The sequence below is a fragment of the Clostridium sp. K13 genome (assembly GCF_019734195.1).
In the GTDB taxonomy this organism is placed as follows: Bacteria; Bacillota; Clostridia; order Clostridiales; family Clostridiaceae; genus Clostridium.
This window is the reverse complement of record NZ_JAASHM010000048.1, coordinates 1-24,074: the sequence shown is the minus strand read 5'-3', so window position 1 is coordinate 24,074 and position 24,074 is coordinate 1. Positions and strand designations below refer to the sequence as shown.

Annotated in this window: 23 protein-coding genes; 21 read left to right on the top strand and 2 right to left on the bottom strand. The window is 27.9% G+C overall.

The window, feature by feature from the left end; translation table 11 throughout:
- Positions 1-178 precede the first annotated feature (178 nt).
- From HCG76_RS17090 to HCG76_RS17035, 12 genes are all read left to right on the top strand, one after another.
- Positions 179-1,177, top strand: coding sequence for an ABC transporter ATP-binding protein (locus HCG76_RS17090; RefSeq protein WP_221701466.1), 999 nt, complete (start codon positions 179-181; stop codon positions 1,175-1,177).
- Positions 1,178-1,179: 2 nt separating this feature from the next.
- On the top strand, positions 1,180-1,998 hold the full coding sequence (locus HCG76_RS17085; RefSeq protein WP_221701465.1) for an ABC transporter permease: 819 nt from the start codon (positions 1,180-1,182) through the stop codon (positions 1,996-1,998).
- Between the two features lie 5 nt (positions 1,999-2,003).
- Positions 2,004-2,795 (top strand): ABC transporter permease, encoded by a 792-nt coding sequence (locus HCG76_RS17080; protein WP_221701464.1) that lies wholly within the window; start codon positions 2,004-2,006, stop codon positions 2,793-2,795.
- A gap of 169 nt (positions 2,796-2,964) precedes the next feature.
- Entirely contained in the window at positions 2,965-3,678 is a 714-nt protein-coding gene (locus tag HCG76_RS17075; RefSeq protein ID WP_221701463.1) for a GNAT family N-acetyltransferase, read from the top strand.
- Positions 3,679-3,743: 65 nt separating this feature from the next.
- Positions 3,744-4,097, top strand: coding sequence for a hypothetical protein (locus HCG76_RS17070; protein WP_221701462.1), 354 nt, complete (start codon positions 3,744-3,746; stop codon positions 4,095-4,097).
- 298 nt (positions 4,098-4,395) lie between these two features.
- The gene (gene asrA / locus HCG76_RS17065) at positions 4,396-5,439 is read left to right on the top strand and encodes an anaerobic sulfite reductase subunit AsrA (RefSeq protein ID WP_221701461.1); all 1,044 of its coding nucleotides are present in this window, start codon (positions 4,396-4,398) and stop codon (positions 5,437-5,439) included.
- Entirely contained in the window at positions 5,432-6,223 is a 792-nt protein-coding gene (asrB, locus tag HCG76_RS17060; protein WP_221701460.1) for an anaerobic sulfite reductase subunit AsrB, read from the top strand. The genes asrA and asrB overlap by 8 nt, the downstream gene beginning before the upstream one ends.
- 13 nt (positions 6,224-6,236) lie before the next feature.
- Positions 6,237-7,286 carry a sulfite reductase subunit C gene (gene asrC / locus HCG76_RS17055; RefSeq protein WP_221701459.1) on the top strand — a complete coding sequence of 350 codons (1,050 nt, stop codon included), beginning with the start codon at positions 6,237-6,239 and terminating at the stop codon, positions 7,284-7,286.
- A 124-nt stretch (positions 7,287-7,410) separates the two neighbouring features.
- On the top strand, positions 7,411-8,418 hold the full coding sequence (locus tag HCG76_RS17050; RefSeq protein WP_221701458.1) for a LacI family DNA-binding transcriptional regulator: 1,008 nt from the start codon (positions 7,411-7,413) through the stop codon (positions 8,416-8,418).
- 263 nt (positions 8,419-8,681) lie between these two features.
- Entirely contained in the window at positions 8,682-10,340 is a 1,659-nt protein-coding gene (locus HCG76_RS17045; protein WP_221701457.1) for a glycoside hydrolase family 13 protein, read from the top strand.
- A gap of 103 nt (positions 10,341-10,443) precedes the next feature.
- Positions 10,444-12,111, top strand: coding sequence for a PTS transporter subunit IIBC (locus HCG76_RS17040; protein ID WP_221701456.1), 1,668 nt, complete (start codon positions 10,444-10,446; stop codon positions 12,109-12,111).
- A gap of 1 nt (position 12,112) precedes the next feature.
- Positions 12,113-12,907, top strand: a complete 795-nt coding sequence (locus tag HCG76_RS17035; protein WP_221701455.1) for an endonuclease/exonuclease/phosphatase family protein — start codon at positions 12,113-12,115, stop codon at positions 12,905-12,907.
- A gap of 112 nt (positions 12,908-13,019) precedes the next feature.
- Here the strand turns inward: HCG76_RS17035 and HCG76_RS17030 are convergent, their stop codons facing one another.
- Both HCG76_RS17030 and HCG76_RS17025 read right to left on the bottom strand, forming a co-directional pair.
- On the bottom strand, positions 13,020-13,202 hold the full coding sequence (locus HCG76_RS17030; protein WP_133015732.1) for an alpha/beta-type small acid-soluble spore protein: 183 nt from the start codon (positions 13,200-13,202) through the stop codon (positions 13,020-13,022).
- Between the two features lie 226 nt (positions 13,203-13,428).
- The gene (locus tag HCG76_RS17025) at positions 13,429-14,019 is read right to left on the bottom strand and encodes an ECF transporter S component (protein ID WP_221701454.1); all 591 of its coding nucleotides are present in this window, start codon (positions 14,017-14,019) and stop codon (positions 13,429-13,431) included.
- Positions 14,020-14,277: 258 nt separating this feature from the next.
- Between HCG76_RS17025 and HCG76_RS17020 the strand changes: the two genes are divergently transcribed.
- The 9 genes from HCG76_RS17020 (at position 14,278) to lonB (ending at position 23,931) form a co-directional block, all read left to right on the top strand.
- Positions 14,278-14,616: a hypothetical protein gene (locus HCG76_RS17020; RefSeq protein ID WP_221701453.1), complete on the top strand. Its 339-nt coding sequence runs from the start codon at positions 14,278-14,280 to the stop codon at positions 14,614-14,616.
- A gap of 6 nt (positions 14,617-14,622) precedes the next feature.
- Positions 14,623-15,885 (top strand): TcaA 3rd/4th domain-containing protein, encoded by a 1,263-nt coding sequence (locus HCG76_RS17015; protein WP_221701452.1) that lies wholly within the window; start codon positions 14,623-14,625, stop codon positions 15,883-15,885.
- Positions 15,886-15,911: 26 nt separating this feature from the next.
- Positions 15,912-17,198, top strand: coding sequence for a murein hydrolase activator EnvC family protein (locus tag HCG76_RS19430; RefSeq protein WP_294171705.1), 1,287 nt, complete (start codon positions 15,912-15,914; stop codon positions 17,196-17,198).
- A 407-nt stretch (positions 17,199-17,605) separates the two neighbouring features.
- Positions 17,606-17,800 (top strand): hypothetical protein, encoded by a 195-nt coding sequence (locus HCG76_RS17005; protein WP_221701451.1) that lies wholly within the window; start codon positions 17,606-17,608, stop codon positions 17,798-17,800.
- Between the two features lie 148 nt (positions 17,801-17,948).
- Positions 17,949-18,653, top strand: coding sequence for a hypothetical protein (locus HCG76_RS17000; RefSeq protein WP_221701450.1), 705 nt, complete (start codon positions 17,949-17,951; stop codon positions 18,651-18,653).
- A 109-nt stretch (positions 18,654-18,762) separates the two neighbouring features.
- Entirely contained in the window at positions 18,763-20,046 is a 1,284-nt protein-coding gene (tig, locus tag HCG76_RS16995; RefSeq protein WP_221701449.1) for a trigger factor, read from the top strand.
- 157 nt (positions 20,047-20,203) lie between these two features.
- Entirely contained in the window at positions 20,204-20,800 is a 597-nt protein-coding gene (clpP, locus tag HCG76_RS16990) for an ATP-dependent Clp endopeptidase proteolytic subunit ClpP (RefSeq protein WP_221701448.1), read from the top strand.
- Between the two features lie 39 nt (positions 20,801-20,839).
- Complete coding sequence (gene clpX, locus HCG76_RS16985; RefSeq protein WP_221701447.1) at positions 20,840-22,135, top strand: ATP-dependent Clp protease ATP-binding subunit ClpX; 1,296 nt, start codon at positions 20,840-20,842, stop codon at positions 22,133-22,135.
- A 143-nt stretch (positions 22,136-22,278) separates the two neighbouring features.
- Positions 22,279-23,931, top strand: a complete 1,653-nt coding sequence (gene lonB / locus HCG76_RS16980) for an ATP-dependent protease LonB (RefSeq protein ID WP_221701446.1) — start codon at positions 22,279-22,281, stop codon at positions 23,929-23,931.
- Positions 23,932-24,074 lie beyond the last annotated feature (143 nt).

Sequence of the window (24,074 nt, the reverse complement as noted above, 5' to 3'; positions counted from 1 at the left end):
ACGTGCGAGTAGCACAGCCAGTAACAGAGCCTTATAGGCGTAGAGCAAACCACCCGTTTTACGGGTGGTCCTGATTTTGCGCATAATTGTGAGAAATTACAAAAAAGTAATATAAAAATAAATTCTGTGAAATTAATGGTATAATATAATGTAAAATAAAATTAAAGAAGGTGATCTTTTGATAAGGGTAGAGAATTTAACTAAAGAATTTAGAATTAGCAAAAAATATCCAGGGTTTAAAGGGGCAATAAAATCATTTTTTTCTACAGAATACACAACTAAAAAAGCGGTAGATGGTATTAGCTTTGAAATAAATGATGGAGAAATAGTAGGATATATAGGTGCAAATGGAGCAGGTAAGTCAACAACAATAAAAATGATGACAGGGATTTTAACGCCTACCAATGGAATCGTTTCCGTAAATGGTTTGGTACCTTATGAAAACAGAGAGAAAAATGCTAAAAATATTGGAGTAGTCTTTGGCCAGAAGACACAGTTATGGTGGGACTTACCTATATCAGAAACCTTTTCTTTATTAAAGGATATTTATGATGTTAGTGATGAGGACTTTGAAGAAAGAATGAGATTTTTAAAAGATGTATTGGGTTTAGAGGAATTTTTTTTAAGCCCTGTTAGAACATTATCATTAGGACAAAGAATGAGAGCAGATTTAGCTGCAGCTCTTATACATAATCCTAATGTTATATATTTAGATGAACCTACTATAGGATTAGACATTGTTGTAAAAGAACGTGTTCGTAAAGCCATAAAAGAAATAAATGAAAAATATAAGACAACTATTATATTAACTACACATGATTTAAACGATATAGAAGAACTTTGTAGTAGGATAATTATAATTGATAGTGGTAAAAAAATATATGATGGCGAACTTAATGGTGTAAAAGAAAAGTTTGGATATTTAACTACTGTTGAAATACAAATAAAAGAAGAGGTAGACTTAGAAAAATTTAATGAGTTTGATGAAATGAAAGTAGATGATGAGTTTAAAATAGAGTATAAAGAGAATAAACTAGCTATAACCTTTAATAAAAATAAAATGTCATCTGCAGATGTAATAGGACGAGTTATGAAAAAACTAACTGTTATTGATTTTGTAATAAAAGAAACAAGTATAGAGGATATAGTTAAGAAGATGTATAGGAATGAGGTGTAAAAATGAGGGACATAAACGGTATAAGGACATATTTGCCTTTTACAAGAAATGTATTTCAAAGGCTTATTTCCTATAAAGCTAATGCAATATTATTTATGTTTGGTGACTTTCTTATGCTAGCTGTTACTTATTATTTATGGAAGGCTATTTATGGAAGTACTATTGAAACTGTATTAAATGGCTTTACTTTTAATGAGATGATAATATATTTATTTATATCATTTTTAACATCAGTAATGATAAGTGTTGATATAAGTTATGAAATTTCAAGGGAAGTTAAGGATGGTTCCATAGCGATTAATCTGGTACGACCTATAAATTATGAGAAGAGAATGTTTTTTCAAGGATTAGGAAATGTATTATATAATTTTGTAATTATATTTATTATAGCTTTTTCTGTTACTACATTTTTGTTTTATAAGTTTTTCGGATATATAAGTATATTAAGAATATTTATATATTTTATAAGTATTATTTTGGGTATAATTATTAATTTTTATTTTAGTTATATATTTGGACTTATATCTTTTAAGATAACAAATATGTGGGGATTATCTCAAATAATGCAGGCAATAATAAACTTATTATCAGGAACGTTAATACCAATAGCATTCTTTCCAAAATGGGCTCAAGTTATAAATAATTTTTTGCCATTTAGTTCTGCTATATACACACCATCAATGATTTATCTAGGAAAAATAAATGGTATGGATATTTTATTTGCTTTAGGACTTCAGTTATTTTGGGCTATTATATTAATGATAGTAGGTAAAAAAATGTGGAAGTGTTTAATAAAAAGTTTAACTATTTTAGGAGGTTAGGATATATGAGAAGATATTTTAGGCTATATTTAAAATTTTTAGAGCAATATATCAAAACCTTAATTGAGTATAGAGCTGATTTTATATTAGGACTTATAGGGTTTTTATTTGTACAATCTGTAGGTGTAATTTTTATTACATTAATATTTAATGCAATACCATCTTTAAAGGGATGGGGCTTTTATGAAATATTATTTATATACGGATTTGCACAAATTCCAAGGGGGATAGACCATGTATTTACAGATCAACTTTGGATTTTTAGCTGGCAAACTATAGTTGAGGGAAAGTTTGATAAATATTTAGTTAGGCCATTAAATCCATTATTTCAAGTAATAGTAGAAAAATTTCAACCAGATGGATTTGGAGAGATAATTATAGGAACTATTCTTGTAGTTATTTCATGGGTAAAATTGAATTTAGATATATCTGTAGGTAAAATTATTTCATTAATAGTTGTTATAATATTTGCAAGTTTCATATATACAGCTATAAAGCTTGCAGTAACATCTATTGCATTTTGGGTTAAATTTGCTCAAAGTTATCTATTTATGGTTTATCAATTAAGCACCTTTGTTAAATATCCTATTACTATCTATCCAGCATGGATTAAGGGAATATTAACATTTATAATACCATTTGCCTTTACAGGATATTTTCCTAGTGCTTATTTCTTAGGAAGAGAAAGTTTTATTACAGGGATATTTTTAACTTGCATAGTGGGAGTGGTTAGCTTGTTTGTTGCTTATAGAATGTGGTTAATTGGAATGAAGCGATATGAAAGTAGTGGTAGCTAAATTAAATATAATACCCAAAATAGTAAATAAGATTATATATTAGATAAAATATTAAAGTTAACAGGATTATATGATGCTAAAAGTGATATAGTCTTGTTTTATTTTATATATTTATAAATTAAATTTTGATTATGGTATAATAAACCATATTGTTTTAATGGGGGAGTATATGATGAAAAATGAATTTAAGTTTTTATATAGTAATTACTTGCTTCATGTTGATATGATAGAGTGTATTACAAATCAAGGATATAGAGTAATAGAGTCAAATAATAAAGGGATATTAATTAGTGATAAAGATAATATAGTAGTTATGTTAAGTGCTATAGATATTAATAGTGGAAAAGAGTTTATAAGTAAAATACCTAAGGAAGCTAAAATGATTGTTGCACATCAAGAGTTTTATATAAACTATTTAAAAGAAATATTTAATGTAACAGATGAAATGAAATGTTATCAAAGTGTTTATACTAAAAAATCTCCATTAACTATAGAAAATAGTAATATTGAAATAAGAATATTAAATGAAGAGTATGCTGAATATGTATTTAATAATTATTCAAGTAAAGATACCATTGATATAGAGTATATAAGAGATAGAATTAATACTAATACTATGTTAGGAGCCTTTATTGATGAAAATCTTGTTGGATTTATTGGAACTCATGAAGAAGGTTCTATTGGAATATTAGAGGTATTACCATACTATAGGAATAGAGGTATAGGAGAATGTTTGCAGAAATATGCAACTAATTTGGCTTTGTCGCAAGATAGAATACCTTATGGACAAATTAAGATTAATAATTTAAATTCTATTAGGTTACAAGAAAGATTAGGATTCGAAATTTCAGAAGATATTGTTTATTGGCTGATGATAGAGTAAAAATAATAATCATGGCTACATAAAATTATAAAATACTAATATTAAAAATGAAAGGATGATTTTAGATGATAAAAAAGTTAGTTTTTATCATAGTTATTTTATTCCTAGCCATATTTCCTAATACAGTTGAGGCCAGTGAAAATATTAGTGAAGTAAAGGTGATACCTGTTAAGTCTGATATTTATACAGAGGGTTTTTATCATTTTGACCTTGCAGAGAGAGTAGATATTAACATTATGCTCACTAATGACGTAGCTTCTTCACTAATGCTTTTAGATGAAAATATGAACATTTCATTACTAACTAAAATGCCATATAATTATGAGTTTAAAGTAGTTGATGTTAAACCAGGAGAAATAATTGGAATAGTAGGAGAAGGTAAAGTTGCAATTTCCTTTGAACCACATAAAAGTAATTAGATATGAGTTAAAGTTTCGTGAGAAAATATCATATTAGATAATTCTAGTATATAGCCAAATTAAGAAAATAAGAGAGTAAGTTTTTTTGCTTATTCTCTTATTTTTTATATTTTGCTTTTTAATTTACATAAAAAAGAATATTTAGAAAATTAATTAAAGCATAAGATTTTTAAATGATACCTATAATAAAGTTCAATTGTTAATTTAATAACAAAAGTAGTATAGTGAAATTGTAGGAAGCAAACAAATAAAAAATAAAGCTTTTTACATCGTTAAACTAAGTTTTGGAGGGATACATATGGGATATAAATTATTATCAAATGAGATAAATAGTTTGTTTGAAGAATTAAAAAAGCAATACAAGATATATGCACCAAAGAGATTTACAAAGCAGGGAAGATATTCAGATACGGATATAATTAAGTATGATGAGATTAATTCTTTTGAAGAGATTATTTATAGGGAAAAATCAACATATCCAGCAAAAGAGATAATTACACCAATTAATCAAACATTATACTTCTTTACTGAAGATGAATTTAGAGAAAGTAAAAATCCATATGGTGATAAAAAGATATTAATATTTGCAAGACCTTGCGATATAAATGCACAAAAAAGACAAGATAAAATTTATTTAGAAAACGGTGGCTTTGAAGATGTCTTTTATAAAAGAATTAGAGAAAAAGTTAAATTTGTATGTATGGAATGTGTTGAAGGGTTTGATACTTGTTTTTGTACAGTTATGAATAGTAATAAGACAGATGATTATAGCCTAGCTGTTAGATTTGACGAGAATTCGGCATTATTTAACATTAATGATGACGAATTTGATAAGTATTTCACAAATTGTACTGAAGAAGAATTTGAACTTAAATTTATAGAGAAAAATATTGCAGAGGTAAATCTTCCGGGAATAGAAAGTAAAGAAGTATTAAATAAATTAAAAGAGCACGCAATGTGGAAAGAATATGATAAAAGATGTATTCAATGTGGAAGTTGTACCGTAGCTTGTCCTACATGTTCTTGCTATACAACTAGAGATATAATTTATAATGAAAATGCTAATGTTGGAGAAAGAAAAAGAGTACAAGCATCTTGTCATATTGATGGTTTTGATGAAATGGCAGGAGGTCATAAGTTTAGAACTACTGCTGGAGATAAAATGAGATATAAGGTATTACATAAAATACATGATTATAAGGAAAAGTTCGGAGATACTCATATGTGTGTAGGCTGTGGAAGATGTACAGATAGATGTCCAGAAAATATTTCTATTACAGCAACTATAAACAAAGTAGATAAGGCAGTTAAAGAAATTGTTGGAGGGGAAAGTAATGAGTAATATATTAACACCAAAGGCATGTAAGATTATTGATATAAGAAAAGAAAGTAATTTGGAATATACATTTAGGGTTGAGACTGATATTAAGGTTGAGCATGGACAGTTTTTGCAACTATCAATTCCTAAAGTTGGAGAAGCGCCAATATCAGTTAGTGGATTTGGTGACGGATATTTAGATTTTACTATTCGTTCAGTAGGAAAAGTAACTGATAAAATTTTCACTTTACAACCAGGAGATACATTGTTTTTAAGAGGTTCTTATGGTAAGGGATGGCCAGTTGAAAAGTTAAAGGATAAAAATGTAATCATAGTAGCAGGGGGAACAGGAGTTGCTCCAGTAAGAAGTATGATAAATATGTTTTATAATGATGAAAAATATGCAGAAAGTGTTAATTTAATATTTGGTTTTAAAGATGAGAATTCAGTGCTTTTCAAAGATGAATTAGGATTATGGAAAGAGAAATTTAATACTATATATACATTAGATAAAGGTGAAAAAGAAGGATTTGAAAATGGATTAGTTACAACACATTTATCTAAGTTACCATTAGAAAAATTTAAAGATAACTATGAAGTAATAATAGTAGGACCACCAATGATGATGAAGTTTACAGCTTTAGAGTTTGTAAAATTAGGGGTTCCAGAAGATAAAATATATGTTTCATTCGAAAGAAAAATGTCTTGTGCAATAGGAAAGTGTGGACACTGTAGAATAGATGAGACTTATGTTTGTTTAGAAGGACCAGTATTTAACTATACTAAAGCAAAGAGCTTATTAGACTAGGAGGAGTTTTATTATGAATCATGATATAGATATAAAGAAAACTAGAATAAATTGTTTCCGTCAATCAAAGGTGCCTGGAGAGTTTATGTTACAAATGCGTATTCCAGGTGGAACAATAAATGCAAAATATCTAAGTGATGTAGAGCATATAGCATTAACTTGGGGAAATGGAACTTTTCATATAGGAATGAGACAAACTTTCAATATTCCTGGAATAAAATATGAAAATATACCAGCAGTAAATGAATATATAAAAGAATATATTAAAGAAGTAGAAGTTGATGAATGTAACTGTGATATGCCTATAAATGATAATGGATATCCTACAATAGGTGCTAGAAATATAATGGCATGTATAGGAAATACTCATTGTATAAAAGCAAATGTAAATACAAAAGAATTAGCTACAAAAGTAGAAAATTTAATATTCCCATCACATTATCATATTAAGGTATCAATCTCAGGTTGTCCAAATGATTGTGGCAAAGCTCATTTTCAAGATTTTGGAATAATAGGACAAGCAAGAATGGAATATCATAAAGATAGATGTATAGGGTGTGGAGCTTGTGTAAGAGCATGTGAGCATCATGCAACAAGAGTTTTAAGCTTAAATGAAAATGGATTAGTTGATAAAGATCCTTGTTGTTGTGTAGGGTGTGGGGAATGTGTATTAGCATGTCCAACAAGTGCTTGGACTCGTAGTCCTAAAAAGTTCTACAGAATAGTTATAGGAGGTAGAACTGGAAAACAAAATCCAAGAATGGGTAAAACATTTGTTAATTTTGCAAGTGAAGAAACTGTACTTGGTATATTTGCAAATTGGCAAAAATTCTCTGAATGGGCTTTAGATTATAAACCAGAATATTTACATGGTGGACATTTAATAGATAGAGCAGGATATAATAAGTTTAAAGAGATAATTTTAGATGGAGTTGAATTAAATAAGGAAGCTTTAGTAGCAGAAAATATATATTGGGCAGAAACAGAATATAGATCAAATATAAATGTTAAACCAATAGAGATGCATAAATCAATAAGCAGTACAAGACCAATTAGAAAATAATTAATTTATGGATAGCACATTATAATATTCAAATTAACTGAGAATATTATAATGTGCTTCTATTTATTTTATAAGAAATTTATACTATAATAAGGCTGAGATGAGAAAGAAATATGGAGGATTTATGAAGGTAACAATAAAAGATGTAGCAAGAGAAGCTAGGGTGGCAACGTCTACAGTTTCTAGAGTTTTGGCAAATAGTAGTAAAATAAGTGAAGAGACAAAAGAAAGAGTAAATGAAGCAATAAAGAAGTTGAATTATACACCAAGTGTTGTAGCAAGGAGTCTTGCAAATAATAAAACAAGAATATTAGCTGTTTTATTACCAGGTGGAGCTGAGGTATCCTTTGAAAATCCATTTTTTGTTCAAGCGATGAAAGGTATAAGTATGTATTCTCAAAAAGAGGATTATTATATAATGTATGCTTTTAATGATAGCAAAAAAGATGATGAAGAATGGATAAAAAAATTTACAGAAGGAAATCTTGTAGATGGTTTATGCTTATTTAATGTAAAGGATAATGATATAACTATTAATTATTTAAAAGAGAAATGTTTTCCTTTTGTAGTAATAGGTAGACCAGATGAGATTGATGATGTTTTATGGGTGGATAATGATAACTTTGCAGCGATGTATAACCTAACTCAAAATTTAATAGAACAAGGTAATAAGAAAATAGCATTTATAGGTGCTAAAGAAGAAATGAATGTTTCTAAGGATAGATTAAATGGATATAAGCAAGCTTTATTTAGTAGAAATATAGAAGTAGAAGCTTCATTAATAATAGAGATGGATGATTTCTCAGAAGAAAATGGTTATATAGGCGCTAAGAAAATATTAGGGGAAAATAGAGTATCAGCATTTGTGACAACAGATGATTTATTAGGCTTTGGAGCTCAAAGGGCTATCAAAGAATTAGGTTATGAAGATATAGCCATAGTTGGATTTAACAATATTCCAATAGCTCAATATAAAAATCCACCATTAGCTTCAGTTGATATTAACTCAGAAAAGTTAGGAATGTATGCAACAAAATTACTAATTGATAAATTAGAAAGCAGAGAAAGTAAAGGATATTATGTTGTTGAAACTAATCTTATAGAGAGAGAATCATTGGTAAAAAAAAGATGATGTAAAGTTAATGCAACCGATTGCACAAATTAAAGAAAAAGAGAGAAAATTAAGTATAAATTTAAAATTTGACTGAAAATGGGATAATTTAATTCTTGTAAACAATTTCTAAAGGTGTTATAGTAAATTCATGGAACTGGTAACGGTTTAGTAAATTGTAAAAAAAGTTGGACAAGTTTAAAATAGAAATATGTACAGTATTAAATACTGTACATATTATTTAAATAGTTGTGCAACCGATTGCATATAAAGGGGTGTATTTAATGAAAAGAGTTTGGTGGAAAGAAGCAGTCGGATATCAAATATATCCTAGAAGTTTTAAGGATTCTAATGGGGATGGAATAGGAGATTTAAAGGGAATAACTTCTAAATTAGATTATTTAAAGGATTTGGGGATTGATGTAATTTGGATATGTCCTATGTACAAATCTCCAAATGATGATAATGGTTATGATATAAGTGATTATCAAGACATTATGGATGATTTTGGAACAATGAATGATTTCGATGAATTACTAGAAGAAGTTCATAAAAGGGATATGAAGCTTATAATAGATTTAGTTGTAAATCATACTAGTGATGAACATAAGTGGTTTATAGAATCTAAGTCATCAAAGGATAATCCAAAAAGAGATTGGTATATTTGGAGAGAAGGAAAAGAGGGGAATGAACCTAACAATTGGGAAAGTATTTTCAAAGGATCTGCATGGGAGTTTGATGAAAATACTGAAGAGTATTTCTTACACTTATTCACAAAAAGACAACCAGATTTAAATTGGGAAAATAAAGAACTAAGAGAAGCTGTTTATAGTATGATAAATTGGTGGTTAGATAAAGGAATTGATGGTTTTAGAGTTGATGCTATAAGCCATATAAAAAAAGAAGAGGGATTAAGGGATATGGATAATCCCAATGGATTAAAATATGTAGAATCTTTTGAAAAACATATGAATGTAGATGGAATACATAAATACTTAGGTGAATTAAAAGAAAGAACTTTTGACAAGTACGATATTATGACAGTTGGAGAGGCTAATGGAGTAGAGGCAGAAGAAGCAGATCTTTGGGTTGGAGAAGAAAATGGAAAGTTTAATATGATATTTCAATTTGAGCATTTACATCTATGGGGAGCTGAAAGTGAAAATAACTTTAATGTAAAAAACTACAAAAAGGTATTAACAAAATGGCAAAAAGCATTAGATGGAAATGGGTGGAATGCTTTATATATAGAAAATCATGATATTCCTAGAGTGATTTCTACATGGGGAAATGATGAGGAGTATTTAAGAGAATGTGCCACAGCCTTTGGGTTAATGTATTTTATGCAACAAGGAACACCATTTATATATCAAGGTCAAGAAATTGGAATGACAAACGTAAAATTTGATTCAATTTATGATTATAATGATGTAAAAGGGATAAATATATATAAAGAAAAGATAGCCCAAGGCTTAAGTAAAGAAGATGCTTTAAAGTGTGTATGGGCAGTATCAAGGGATAATTCTCGTACACCAATGCAATGGGATGATAGCGATAATTCAGGATTTACAGAGGGAAAACCTTGGATTAATGTTAATGAAAATTATAAAAATATAAATGTAAAGGTTCAACTAGAAAATAAAAATTCAATTTTAAATTTCTATAAAGAAATGATTAGAATAAGAAAAGAAAATAAGACATTAGTTTATGGTAGTTATGATCTTATTTTAGAAGATGATGAAAAAATTTATGCTTATACAAGAACTATGGAAAATGAAAAGTTCATTATAATAGTAAATTTATCACATGATAAAGTTAGATACTCACATAATGAAGAGTTAAAATATGATAATTTACTATTAAGCAATTATAATGTAAATAGGCATGAGAATATCAATGAATTAACTTTAAAACCATATGAAGCAAGGCTTTACAGGATATAAGTTATGAAGAGGGAAAATTAAGAATTTTAATATTTTAAATACATAAAAATAAAATTTACATAATGAAGAATTTATAAATTCTTCATTGAAAAGGGGAATTAAAATGGGTAAATCTAAGAAAAAAGGAAAATTATTATCTTTCGACTTTTGGCAAAAATTTGGTAAAGCATTATTAGTAGTTATTGCTGTTATGCCAGCAGCAGGTTTAATGATAACCATAGGAAAATTATTGGGAATGTATTTTGAGGCTGATATAATTCAAGCAATATCTAGAGTAATGGATAATATAGGGTGGGGGATTATAGGAAACCTACATATATTATTCGCAGTTGCAATAGGTGGGTCATGGGCTAAAGAAAGAGCTGGTGGAGCTTTTGCAGGTCTATTATCATTTGTTCTTATTAATCGTATTACAGGTGCAATTTTTGGTGTAAGTAGTGAAATGTTAGCAGATAGCACTGCTACGGTTAAATCTTTATTAGGTGCAACATTAACTGTTCCAGATTACTTTACAAGTGTGTTAGGATCACCAGCACTTAATATGGGAGTGTTTATAGGTATTATTTCAGGTTTTTTAGGAGCAACATTATTTAATAAATATTATAATTACAATAAGTTACCACAAGCATTAAATTTCTTTAATGGAAAGAGATTTGTTCCTTTTGTTGTTATTTTATGGTCAACAGTTACAGCTTTAATTCTTTCTATAGTTTGGCCTTTTGCACAAGGTGCTTTAAATAGTTTTGGTATATGGCTTGCTAATTCAAAAGATACAGCGCCTGTATTAGCACCATTTGTGTATGGAGCATTAGAACGTTTATTATTACCATTTGGACTACATCATATGTTAACAATTCCAGTAAATTATACTGAATTAGGTGGTGTTTATACATCATTAACAGGTGCAGCTGCAGGTACAGTAATTGCAGGGCAAGATCCATTATGGTTTGCATGGATAACAGATTTAATTAACTTTAAATCTTCAGGTAATATGACTGAATATAACAATTTATTAGCAACAGTAACTCCAGCAAGATTTAAGGTTGGGCAAGTAATTTTATCAACAGCATCATTATTAGGTGTTGCATTAGCAATGTATAAAAATGTAGATCCAGATAAAAAGAAAAAATATAAATCAATGTTTATTTCAATTGGATTAGCAGTATTCTTAACAGGGGTAAGTGAGCCAATAGAATTCTTATTTATGTTTATATCACCAGTGCTTTATGTAGTATATGCAATATTAACAGGTTTAGCCTTTGCATTAGCTGATTTAATTAACTTAAGAGTACATGCGTTTGGTGCAATAGAACTTATAACTCGTATACCTATGATGATTAATGCTGGATTAATTGGAGATATTATTAACTTCATTATTGCTTGTTTAGCATTCTTTGGAATTAACTATGGAGTATTTAGTTTCTGTATTAAAAAGTTCAAAATTCCTACACCAGGTCGTTTAGGAAATTACGATGAAGAAGAATCAAATGATTCAAAAAGTGAGGCTGCAGTAGATAAGGCTACAGCAAATGATGTATTATCTTTAAAGATAATTTCTTTATTAGGTGAAAAAGAAAATATTGAAGATGTTGATGCATGCATGACACGTTTAAGAGTAACAGTTAAAGATATAGAGAAGGTTGCAGGTGAAAAAGAGTGGAAAAAGAATGGAGCTTTAGGATTAATTTTAAAGGATAGCGGAGTTCAAGCTATTTATGGACCAAAAGCTGATGTATTAAAATCAAATATTCAAGATATATTAGGAGTTTAATATGAAACTTTTAACTTTAAATTGTCACTCCTGGCAAGAGGAAAATCAAATTGAAAAAATTAAATATTTAGCAAGTGTCATTAAAGAGGAACAATATGATGTAATAGCTCTTCAAGAAGTAAGTCAAAGAATAGATTCAAGAAGTGTAGATTCTAAAATTAAAGAAGATAACTTTGCTAAATTATTAATTGAAGAATTGAATAATATTAATGAATATAAATATAACTTTGTATGGGATTACTCTCATATAGGTTATGATATATATGAAGAAGGATTAGCGATATTAACATTACATGATATTAAAGATTTTAAATCATTTTATATTTCAAAAAGTGAAGATAAAACAAACTATAGAAGTAGGAATATTGTTAATATAACAATTGATATTCAAGGAGAAACAATTGATTTTTATAGCTGCCATACAGGGTGGTGGAATGATAGTATAGAACCTTTTAAATATCAAGCAGATAAATTAGTAGAGAATATAACAAATGACAGATTAGCCTTTGTTATGGGAGATTTTAATAATAATGCATTGGTAAGAAATGAGGGTTATGATTATTTAATAAATAAAGGTTTAGTTGATACCTACTTTATTTCACAAGAAAAAGATTCTGGAATTACTGTGAGTGGAGAAATTGCAGGCTGGGAGGCACAATCTGAAAAGAAGAGGTTAGACTTAATACTAAGTAATAAAGAAGTAAATGTAAAAAAATCTAGGGTAATATTTAATGATATAAATAGAAGTATAATTTCAGATCACTATGGGGTAGAAGTTATTATAGAAGAAAAATAAAAAATGAAATAAGAATTATTAAAAATAAATCTTTATAAAGGGAGAGAGTGTAAATATAAATCATAATATTTACACTCTCTTATTTGTTTTATTAACTTATTTTTTAGTTAGTTTATTTTATTCCTTGTTCGTATTGTTCAACCATTCTCTTAACCATTTCTCCGCCAACGCTTCCGCATTGTTTTGAAGTTAAGTTTCCGTTGTAGTCTGTGAAAGGAACTCCCATTTCGCTTGCTACTTCATTCTTAAATTTTGATAATCCGTTTTTTGCTTCTGGTACTAACTTTTGAGCCATAAAAGACCCTCCTTTAAATAAATTAATATTTATTTTCAATTGTAAGTAAATCTTTTTTACTTACACTAGTATTATGTGCAGAGTTAATTTATATAACCTATTAAAAACAAGGTAATAAAGGAAAAAAAGAGTATTTAGAATTTAAAATGGAATTTAATATTAATTGTAACAAAATAATAAAAATAATACATAGCTATAAGTGCATATATTAGCTATGTATTATTTCTTAATTTCTTTTTATTTTTAACATTGTAACAACTATTGGAATTGTAATTAATGCTGATACAATAGCTTCTGGGACTCCATTAGTTAAGCCAACTGTAAGTAAAGTTCCTGCTACAGCTTCGCGTGAAATTTCCCTAGCTTGAGCATATCTATCTAAATATAAGATATAAGTTAAACCTAATACACCAATTGTATTAGTTAATGTACCTAAAATTGCTGCAAATCCTGCACATACTCCAGTACTTTTAATTTTACTTTTAAGCAGTTTAAATGAATAATACGCTACTATACCAATTAGCATTCTTGGAATTAATGCAACTATAGGATTCCAAAAAATAAAGGATGTTAATCCTGGTGCAGTAATATTTTGATACATAGAAAATAAACCGAAAATTAACCCTACTGCAATTCCTACAATAGGACCTTCTAATAATGCACCAATAATTACAGGAACATGCATTATAGTAAGACTGAATATTGGTAAACGTATTAAACCTAAACCACTTATGCCAAGGAATATTGAGATTCCACCTAGTGCACCAATAAGAACGAGTCTTCTAGTTTTAGAACTAGAATTAGTATTTCTTTTCATTAGTTTCTCTCCTCATATTTATAAAATTTATTAAAATAATATCCAAATTTTAATTTAATATAAAAATACAAATTTTTCAATAACCAAATAGATTATTTATATGTAATTTTATTAATAAATATTTGTGAAAATAGGCAATTATTATTAAATTTATTTTTCTAGTAAAAAATAGCTGAAAAAATAAAATAAAATGTTGAATAGTGCAAAATAAATGATATATTATGAGTAGAGTAAAATATTTATATAAGGAGTAAAGAAATGAAGTTATTTGCAATTAAAGATTTAGTTTTTAATAGAGAGGATTTTTTAGATGATATAAGTGAATTCGAGGATTTATTACCTATAGTAGAAGAATTGCAAAATGAATTGACATATGAAGAAATAGAATGTGTTGGTGAAAATGATTGTTGTGGAAAATCTAATAAAAATTATATAGTTGAAATTCAAGGCTTCTTAAATGAAGAGGATGAATTTATCACTAAAAGAGAACTTGAAGAGAATCAAGGATTAGCAAAATATAAGGTTCTAGATTTATTTGTTATTAGATTATATAAATGCGTATCTTGTGGAAAGTGGATTATAGATATTTTGGAGTAAAGATATATGGGAGAGTTAAAAAAAAGGATAAAAGCAGGGTATAAAAATATTAATAATAGTTTGTCAAGTTTAATTACAGATATTAAGAATATTAAAAATATAGGATTTAATTTAGTATGGGAAAGAAATAAATCTAAAATTATTATGGTCTTCATATCTATAATTGTTGTTTCTTTATTTCTAATTACTAGATTCAGTTTATCTAAAGAGGAAGTACTAAATAAGTTTCAATCTGCTTTAATTAATGGAAATTCTTCTATGTTATCGCATTATGTAAAATTGGAAAATGAAAGGGTATATTCGAAGGATTTACAACCTCTTATTGATAGTTATAATAAAGATCAAGTAAGAATAAAAAAGATAGTCAATGAAATAAGTGAAAATGGTGAAAGTGGAAACTTTACATTAGAAAGTAAAAAAGGGTTTTTAAAAGAAAAATATTATATTAATATTAACAATGTTACTGTTAAATTTATTAGTAATGAAAAAAATGTTGAAATAGAATTTTCAAACAAAAGATTCAATTTAAAAGATGAAGCTGAATTTGATATTGTTCCAGGTTTTTATAATCTTATGTACACTTGTAAAACAGATTATGGAGATATTACTAATAATAAAATACTTAATTTAATGGAAGATGATACTGTAGAGATAAATATTGATGGAAACTATATAACATTATATACAAATTTTGATGATTCAAAAGTATTTATTAATGGTATTGATACTGGATTAATAGCTAAAGATATTAAAAATTATGGACCTATACCAAAGGATAAGGATATTAAAATGTATCTTGAGAAGGAATTCCCTTGGGGTATTATAAAAAGTGAAGATGTATGGGTAAATAGCAATCAATATATTAAGCTTGATATAAATATGGTTAATGATACATTAAATAGTATGATTGATGAAATAGTAAATAGCTTCTATAGTAGTTCATTTGAGGCATTGAATACAAAGGATAAAAATATTATCTCTAATGCCACTGAGGAAGTAAAAACAATGGTTTATAACTATATTAATGAAAAGACCTTTTTGTTAAGCAATAATTACGAAATAACAGATTTAACTGTAGAAATTGAAAAAAGTGATTTTAAATATGAAGATAACAAATATAAGGCTAGCTTAGTTACTAAAATTAATTATAGTGTATACAAAAAAATATTACCATTTGTTAAAAATTCTAATGAAAGTTCTTTTATTTTAAATTTAGAATATGAAGACGGAACTTTTATAATTAAAGGAATACAGAAAGTAGATATATAAAGATAATATAAAGTGTGGGAGAAAACATGAATAATAGGAAAAAAGTTTTATATGCAATTATTATATGCATGATGATAAACAATACTTATGCATTTGCAGAGAAAAGTGATTCAATAAAAGAAGAGATAGAAAATAATAAAAATAAAATTGAAAGTCTTGAAGATGAAAAAGAAAAAATAAATAACTCAATTGAAGAAGAAAAAAATCAGCTGAGTGGAGTAGAAGAACAAATAGAGCAAAAAGAAAATGAACTCTATAAACTTCAAAAGGAAATTAGTGAGTATCAGAAGCAGATAGATGAGATACAATCAGAAGTAAACAAGTTAAATAAGGCTATTGATGAAAGTAAGAATACAGTAGAGATAAAGAAAAAGTATATTGAAGAGTTAAAAGAGGAACAAAAAAGGCTTCAAGAATTATTAGATTCAAGAGTAAGAAGTGTTTATAAGGTTGATTTGGCACAGCAATATATTTATATGATTATTAAAAGTAAAAATATTTTTGAGGTTTTTCAGAATTTAACAAGTATTTCTAGAATAATTGATTTTGATAAGGATTTAATAAAAAAATCAAAAGCCAATCAAGAGAATATAGCTATTGAAATTGAAGAGATAAAGTTAAAGATACAAGAGCAGGAAGAAAATCAAATAGTAATAAAAGAAAAGCAAGATGAAATAGTTAGTGCAAAAGATAGTGTTATGGCAATACAAGATAAAGAAGAGGAAAAAAGACAGGAGCTTTTAGCCCTTCAAAATGATAAGTTAAATAATATTGCATCTTTAGAGAATAATAATATGGCTCTAAATAATCAAATAAATGATTTAGAAAGTCATAATAGTGAATTGGAAGCTGAATTAGATAGAATTATTAATAATGTTGCTGGAGGAACTGGAAATGATGATAAAATAGATAGTTTACCTATAGAAAATGGGTTTTTACGGCCAGTTCCAGGTCAAATAACTAGTTATTATGGATATAGAGTTAATCCTGTTACTGGTGAATATAAGTTACATAAAGGTATAGATTATGCAGGGAAGTATGGAGATCCTATTAAAGCTTCTAAAAGTGGGGTTGTTGAACATTCAGGTTGGATAAGCGGATATGGGAATACCATAATATTAGGGCATAGTAACGGAGTTCAGACATTATATCCTCATGCACAGACTTTAAATGTTTCAGTTGGTGATACAGTTACACAGGGAGATGTAATTGCAACTGTAGGTTCAACTGGAAATAGTACAGGCCCTCATTTACATTTTGAAATAAGAATTAATGGGGAAGCGGTTGATCCTTTAAATTATATACCTTATTAAATATTAGTGTATTATGTAAAAAGGTTATGTATATCATAACCTTTTTTGTATAATAAGTTTAAAGTAAGACAATAATAGTGAAGAAAGCTTTAAACAAGATATTTTATAAATAAAAAATAAATAAAAAAACCTGTGCTTAGCACAGGTTTAAGGGATTACAATCACTTAAGAAAGGGAATAAGTGATTGTGTGGGGTTTTATTAAAACTCTACAACATAAAATTATAGAGCGGTATGGGCTTTCAAAAATATTTATTAATTAAATACTATATCAATATTATACAATAGTATTTAATAAAATCAAATAATTTTTACAAAAAAAGTTGAAAAAAATTTTTTTATGTATAAATTTAGAATAAAAGAAATATATAGTTATGTTAATATATTGACAAATAGGAGGAAAATGGGATGAAATATAGAGGAGAAATTCTTAAAGATACGCCTGATTATGAAGCTTATAGTGAAAATGAAGTTAAATTAACTATAGAAGAAATGAGGGAATTAGGTATGTTGAGGTGCGGTGGCTGTTGTAGTAGTAAAGGTGATAACAGTGATAAATGCAATGGTTGCAGTAAGTCAAAAAAATGCTGTAAATCAAGATAATGGAATGTCGAATAATAAGGTGGAAAAAGAATGGAAAAGGAGAAAAATAGTAAAATATACATAAAATAGTAAATAAAAGTTTGTAAAATACCCTTTTTATGGTAAAATAATGGTTGTAAATATTTTTGTTCTGTGTAGGAGGTGCGATATGGCCAAACCAAGTATATTTAGTAGAGATTATGAAAGAATTATGAAAAGGAGAAAAAAAAGAAGAAATATAAGTATATGTTTTGGAATATTGGCTTTAATAATAGGCATTACAGTTATGAAATATGACATGCAGAAAATAAGTGCAACTTTTAAGAATATAGCCTTTAATAAAGAGTTAAGATTAAATAATGAAAAGATAGAAAGTGTTAATGTGATGTTAAATGATAATAATATTATATTAAAATTTATTAAAGGTAACGACATAGATAAAATAATTGATATTGAATCTGATGATGAGATAAGGTCAATTGATATTAATAAAGATAAGGCTTTAATCATAGATAGAAATCAAAATCTATATTTGATTAATACAAAAAAAGAAGTTATAGATTTAACTTTGAATGAGTATATTACACAAAATAATGAAAAAATTTCAAAAATAGAAGTATTGAGTAGCAATCCTAATTATATGTGGCATGATCAAGGTAAGATAGTAGATGATGAAAAAATTGTTTACATTACTAATATACCTACATTAAATGAAGACTTGAAACAATGTGTTTCAATTGTTACAATAAATAATAATATACACACTATCAAAGAAGATTTTCAAGGCTATTATATTAATTTATATGAAATCAATGATAATGGCATAAAGGTTGAAATTGATGGTGATATTAGGTATATTACTAGTGAAGAGTAAATTATTAAGTAATTTTGTGAACAAACATTTGTAAAAAATAGCTTAATTGTGTTATAATAAGCTAGTTGTATTAATCAAACAAGAGATACTTTTTTAGGAGGAATATACAATGGAAGCTAAAATGGAAAAAATCGATGTAAATATCGTTAAATTTGAAGTAAAGGTTGAAGCTGAAAAATTTGATGCTGCTTTAACAAGAGCTTATAAGAAAAATGTTAAGAATTTCAATGTACCAGGATTCAGAAAAGGTAAAGTTCCTATGAATGTGGTTAAAAAATATTATGGAATAGAAGTTCTTTTAGAAGATGCTGTTAACTTTGCAATAGAAGGTTCATACAGTGAAGTATTAAAAGAAAATAATATAATACCAGTTGATTACCCAAGGGTTGATGTAATCGAAGTTGGAGAAGGTAAAGACTTTGTTTACACTGCAGAAGTTACTGTTTATCCAGAAGTTGAATTAGGCGAATACAAAGGGTTATCAATAGAAAAGAAAACTTATGAAGTAACTGAAGAAGAAATTTCAAAGAAGCTTAAAGAAATGCAAGAAAAGAACGCTAGAGTTGAAACTAAAGAAGAAGGAACTGTTGAAAATGGAGACATAGCTGTTATCGACTTCAAAGGATATGTTGATGGAGAAGCGTTCCAAGGTGGAGAAGGAAAAGATTACTCTTTAGAAATTGGTTCTAAGACTTTCATAGATACATTTGAAGAACAATTAGTTGGAGCAAAAGTAAATGATACAGTAGAAGTTAACGTTACTTTCCCAGAAAACTATGGAAAAGAAGAATTAAACGGAAAGCCAGCTAAATTTGAAGTTACTATAAAGGAAATAAAAGTTAAAGAATTACCAGAATTAGATGATGAATTCGCTAAGGAAACATCTGAATTTGAAACTATTGCAGATTTAAAAGCAGATATAACTAAGAAATTAGAAGAGGCTAATTCTGAAAGATCAGAAAGAGAATTCGAAGAAGCTGTTATCACTGCTGTAGCTGGAAATGCAAAAGTTGAAATTCCAGAAGTTATGGTAGAAAAAGAAGTAGATAAGATGGTTCAAAACTTACAACAAAGATTACAATATCAAGGTTTAAGTTTAGAACAATACTTCCAATTCACTGGAAGCGATGAAGCTAAAATGAGAGAATACATGAAAGCAAATGCTCAAACTAAAGTAAAAGTAGATTTAGTTTTAGAAGCTATAGAAAAAGCTGAAAATGTTGAAGCTACAGAAGAAGAAATAAGAGCAAAAGCTGTAGAAGTAGCTAAAATGTACTCTGCATCTGAAGATGAAAAAATGGTTGATTTATTAATGCAAAGCCAACAAGCTGCATTAAGAGCTGACGTTATTACAAATAAAACAATGAAATTATTACTTGAAAACAATAAATAGTCTTATATTAATTGCCAGAAGAAATTCTGGCAATTATTCAAATATTTCTTTAACAAAATAAAGTAAATTTTATATAATTTTAATATAATTACTTTTAATTAGTTGGATATATTATAAAGTAAGAAGGGTTTTAAAGAGAAAAGGAGGGAAAACAAATATGAGCAATTATGTTCCATATGTTGTAGAGCAAACAGGAAGAGGAGAAAGATCTTACGATATATTCTCAAGGCTTTTAAAAGACAGAATTGTAATGCTTAGTGGGGAAGTAAATGATGTTACTGCAAATTTAGTAGTCGCTCAATTGCTATTTTTAGAAAGTGAAGATCCTGATAAGGATATTTATCTTTACATAAATAGTCCAGGTGGATCAATAACTTCTGGTATGGCTATTTATGACACTATGCAGTATATCAACTGTGATGTAAGTACAATTTGTATTGGTATGGCAGCTTCTATGGGAGCTTTCTTATTATCAAGTGGTGCTCCAGGAAAGAGATTTGCTCTTCCAAATAGTGAAATAATGATTCACCAACCATTAGGAGGATTCCAAGGTCAGGCTACTGATATTGATATTCATGCTAGAAGAATATTAAAGATAAAAGAAACTTTAACTAAAACAATGGCAGAATCAACTAATGGTAAAGTCGATTATGAAACTATGGTTCAAATGTGTGAAAGAGATAATTTCATGAGTGCAGATGAAGCATTAAAAATTGGATTAATTGACGAAGTTATTGTAAAAAATAAAAAATAATTAGTTTTTGGCATTAATAGGCCAAAGTGAGGTGATGTTATGGCTAAATTTGAGGATAAAAAGCAATTAAAGTGTTCATTTTGTGGTAAAAATCAAGATCAAGTAAAAAGGTTAATTGCCGGACCAGGGGTATATATATGTGATGAATGTATAGATTTATGTTCTGACATAATTCAAGATGAATTTGAAGATAATGTAGAATTAGATACTACAGCATTACCAAAACCAACCGAAATCAAGGCTTATTTAGATCAATATGTAATTGGTCAGGATAGAGCAAAGAAAGCATTATCAGTTGCTGTTTACAATCATTATAAGAGAGTTAAAGCTAATATGATAGATGATGATATTGAACTTCAAAAAAGTAATATATTATTATTAGGGCCAACTGGATCAGGTAAAACATTATTAGCACAAACATTAGCTAAATTCTTAAATGTTCCATTTGCAATTGCAGATGCAACAACATTAACTGAAGCTGGATATGTGGGAGAAGATGTTGAGAATATTTTACTTAAATTAATACAAAATGCTGATTATGATGTTGAAAAAGCAGAAAAAGGTATTATTTATATTGATGAGATCGATAAAATTGCTAGAAAATCTGAAAACCCATCTATAACAAGAGATGTTTCTGGAGAAGGGGTTCAACAAGCATTATTAAAAATACTAGAAGGAACAACAGCTTCTGTTCCGCCACAAGGTGGAAGAAAGCATCCTCATCAAGAGTTTATTCAAATTAACACTTCAAATATATTATTTATTTGTGGTGGAGCTTTTGACGGTATAGAAAAAATAATTCAAAAGAGAACAAGAATAAGTACAATGGGATTTGGAGCTGAAATTCAATCTAAAGAAGCTAAAGATGTAGGAGAAACTTTAAAAAATATTCTTCCAGAAGATTTATTAAAGTTTGGATTAATACCAGAATTTGTGGGAAGATTACCTATGGTTGTTTCTTTAGAATCGTTAGATCAAGATGCTTTAATTAACATTTTAAGTCAACCTAAAAATGCATTAGTTAAACAATATAATAAATTGTTTGAAATTGATAATGTAGAATTAGAGTTTACTGAAGAGGCTCTTAAAGCAATTGCAGATGAAGCAATCGCAAGAAAAACTGGTGCAAGAGGATTAAGAGCAATTGTAGAAGATGTAATGATTGATGTTATGTTTGATGTTCCATCGGATGAGAATATAGGCAAAGTTATTATTACTGAAGAAACAATTAAAACTAAACAATTACCTGAGTTAGTAAGATTAGGTGAAAATGAAGTTAGACCAGTTTTAAAAGCTAAGAAAACTAAAAAAAGAAAAGGCATGGAAACAGCATAATGAAACACCTCTAGATTTCTAGAGGTGTTTTTATTTTTCTTTTTTATTTGAAAATATAATTAATTACTAGCAATTATGGAATAATAGAACTATTAAAGGTTAATAATACAAATAGAGTTTATAAAAGTGGAGGGAAGAAATTTATGAGTGAAATAATGATAATTTTACAATTCATAATGATGATTCTATTTATAATATATCTATTTAATAGTAATAAAGCTAATCATTCTAGAACGGTAGTAGTAGATAAAGAAAATAAAAAGGAAATGGAAAAGCTTCTTAAAATGAGAAGAATAAAGTTAACAGAACCTTTAACTGAAAAAAGTAGACCAATTAATTTTGAAGATATTATAGGTCAAGAAGAGGGAATAAAAGCCTTAAAGGCTGCTATATGTGGACCAAATCCTCAACATGTTATTATTTATGGACCACCTGGAATTGGGAAAACAGCAGCAGCAAGATTAGTATTAGAAGAAGCTAAAAAGAAGGAGAAATCTCCATTTAAACGAGATGCTAAATTTGTTGAGATAGATGCTACAACAATAAGATTTGATGAGAGGGGTATAGCTGATCCATTAATAGGTTCGGTTCATGATCCAATTTACCAAGGGGCTGGAGCCTTAGGTGTTGCAGGTATACCACAACCTAAACCAGGAGCAGTAACAAAAGCCCATGGTGGAATATTATTTATTGATGAAATAGGAGAGTTGCATCCTATAGAAATGAATAAATTGCTGAAGGTATTAGAAGATAGAAAAGTCTTTTTAGATAGTTCTTATTATAGTTCTGAAGATCCTAATATGCCTACTTTTATAAAAGAAATTTTTGATAATGGATTACCAGCTGATTTTAGACTTATAGGTGCAACCACTAGAAGTCCTGAAGAAATCATTCCTGCTATAAGATCTAGATGTGTAGAAGTGTTTTTTAGAGGATTACAAACTGATGAAATAAGGGAAATAGGAAGTAGAGCTATAGAAAGGGTTGGGTTAAAAGCTACAGATAAAGGCTTGGATGTCATTAGTAGACATTGTTCTAATGGGAGAGAGGTTGTTAATTTAGTTCAGTTATGTGCAGGTATTGCTATTAATGAAGATAGAGAAAATATAACTGAAGATGATATTAAGTGGGTAATAGAAAATGGTCAATATACAGAGATACCTGATATAAGAGTTCCTAATGAAGCGCAAATAGGAGTAGTTAATGGTTTAGCAGTACATGGAGCTAATATAGGTATGTTAATGGAAATAGAAGCTACAGCTAGAAAGGTATCAGGAAGAAGCGGAGAATTGAAAATATCAGGAATTATTGAAGAAGAAGAAATTACTATGAGTAATAGGAAAATAAAAAGAAAAAGTACAGCGTATTCTTCAATACAAAATGTATTAACTGCTTTAAATAATATTTTTGATTTAAAATGTGAACAATATGATATTCATATAAATATACCAGGAGGAATTCCTGTAGATGGGCCTTCTGCTGGAATAGCAATTGCTAGTGCGGTTTATAGTGCAATAATAAAAATGCCTATAGATAGTAAAATTGCAATGACTGGTGAAATAAGTCTATTAGGTGCTATTAATCCTATTGGTGGAGTTAATGCCAAAATATTAGCAGCTAAAAAAGCAGGTGCAATGAGAGTATTAATTCCTGAAGCAAATTGGAATGATAGTTTTTATGAATATGACGGAATAACAGTAATTAAGGTATCACATATTAAAGAAGTAATAGAATTATGTATAATTGAAACTCCAAATTCAAAAATAGATATTTTATCAGCAAAAGGAAAAGAATAATTGAAATAAACTGCGAACTAAAGCTTAAGTCTACAATTTAAGCAGAATCCCCCTAAAGTTAACGATTTGTAATACAAATTTGTAGCAGGAGTCGTTAACTATAAGTCGGGAAACTAAGAAAAACAGTGAAGAGAAAAAATGAA

What these genes read in the sequence shown, in the direction of transcription:
- HCG76_RS17085 (WP_221701465.1), top strand. Translation starts at nt 1,180, where the DNA reads ATGAGGGACATAAACGGTATAAGGACATATTTGCCTTTTACAAGAAAT.
- HCG76_RS17080 (WP_221701464.1), top strand. Translation starts at nt 2,004, where the DNA reads ATGAGAAGATATTTTAGGCTATATTTAAAATTTTTAGAGCAATATATC.
- HCG76_RS17075 (WP_221701463.1), top strand. Translation starts at nt 2,965, where the DNA reads ATGATGAAAAATGAATTTAAGTTTTTATATAGTAATTACTTGCTTCAT.
- HCG76_RS17070 (WP_221701462.1), top strand. Translation starts at nt 3,744, where the DNA reads ATGATAAAAAAGTTAGTTTTTATCATAGTTATTTTATTCCTAGCCATA.
- asrA (WP_221701461.1), top strand. Translation starts at nt 4,396, where the DNA reads ATGGGATATAAATTATTATCAAATGAGATAAATAGTTTGTTTGAAGAA.
- asrB (WP_221701460.1), top strand. Translation starts at nt 5,432, where the DNA reads ATGAGTAATATATTAACACCAAAGGCATGTAAGATTATTGATATAAGA.
- asrC (WP_221701459.1), top strand. Translation starts at nt 6,237, where the DNA reads ATGAATCATGATATAGATATAAAGAAAACTAGAATAAATTGTTTCCGT.
- HCG76_RS17050 (WP_221701458.1), top strand. Translation starts at nt 7,411, where the DNA reads ATGAAGGTAACAATAAAAGATGTAGCAAGAGAAGCTAGGGTGGCAACG.
- HCG76_RS17045 (WP_221701457.1), top strand. Translation starts at nt 8,682, where the DNA reads ATGAAAAGAGTTTGGTGGAAAGAAGCAGTCGGATATCAAATATATCCT.
- HCG76_RS17040 (WP_221701456.1), top strand. Translation starts at nt 10,444, where the DNA reads ATGGGTAAATCTAAGAAAAAAGGAAAATTATTATCTTTCGACTTTTGG.
- HCG76_RS17035 (WP_221701455.1), top strand. Translation starts at nt 12,113, where the DNA reads ATGAAACTTTTAACTTTAAATTGTCACTCCTGGCAAGAGGAAAATCAA.
- HCG76_RS17030 (WP_133015732.1), bottom strand. Translation starts at nt 13,202, where the DNA reads ATGGCTCAAAAGTTAGTACCAGAAGCAAAAAACGGATTATCAAAATTT.
- HCG76_RS17025 (WP_221701454.1), bottom strand. Translation starts at nt 14,019, where the DNA reads ATGAAAAGAAATACTAATTCTAGTTCTAAAACTAGAAGACTCGTTCTT.
- HCG76_RS17020 (WP_221701453.1), top strand. Translation starts at nt 14,278, where the DNA reads ATGAAGTTATTTGCAATTAAAGATTTAGTTTTTAATAGAGAGGATTTT.
- HCG76_RS17015 (WP_221701452.1), top strand. Translation starts at nt 14,623, where the DNA reads ATGGGAGAGTTAAAAAAAAGGATAAAAGCAGGGTATAAAAATATTAAT.
- HCG76_RS19430 (WP_294171705.1), top strand. Translation starts at nt 15,912, where the DNA reads ATGAATAATAGGAAAAAAGTTTTATATGCAATTATTATATGCATGATG.
- HCG76_RS17005 (WP_221701451.1), top strand. Translation starts at nt 17,606, where the DNA reads ATGAAATATAGAGGAGAAATTCTTAAAGATACGCCTGATTATGAAGCT.
- HCG76_RS17000 (WP_221701450.1), top strand. Translation starts at nt 17,949, where the DNA reads ATGGCCAAACCAAGTATATTTAGTAGAGATTATGAAAGAATTATGAAA.
- tig (WP_221701449.1), top strand. Translation starts at nt 18,763, where the DNA reads ATGGAAGCTAAAATGGAAAAAATCGATGTAAATATCGTTAAATTTGAA.
- clpP (WP_221701448.1), top strand. Translation starts at nt 20,204, where the DNA reads ATGAGCAATTATGTTCCATATGTTGTAGAGCAAACAGGAAGAGGAGAA.
- clpX (WP_221701447.1), top strand. Translation starts at nt 20,840, where the DNA reads ATGGCTAAATTTGAGGATAAAAAGCAATTAAAGTGTTCATTTTGTGGT.
- lonB (WP_221701446.1), top strand. Translation starts at nt 22,279, where the DNA reads ATGAGTGAAATAATGATAATTTTACAATTCATAATGATGATTCTATTT.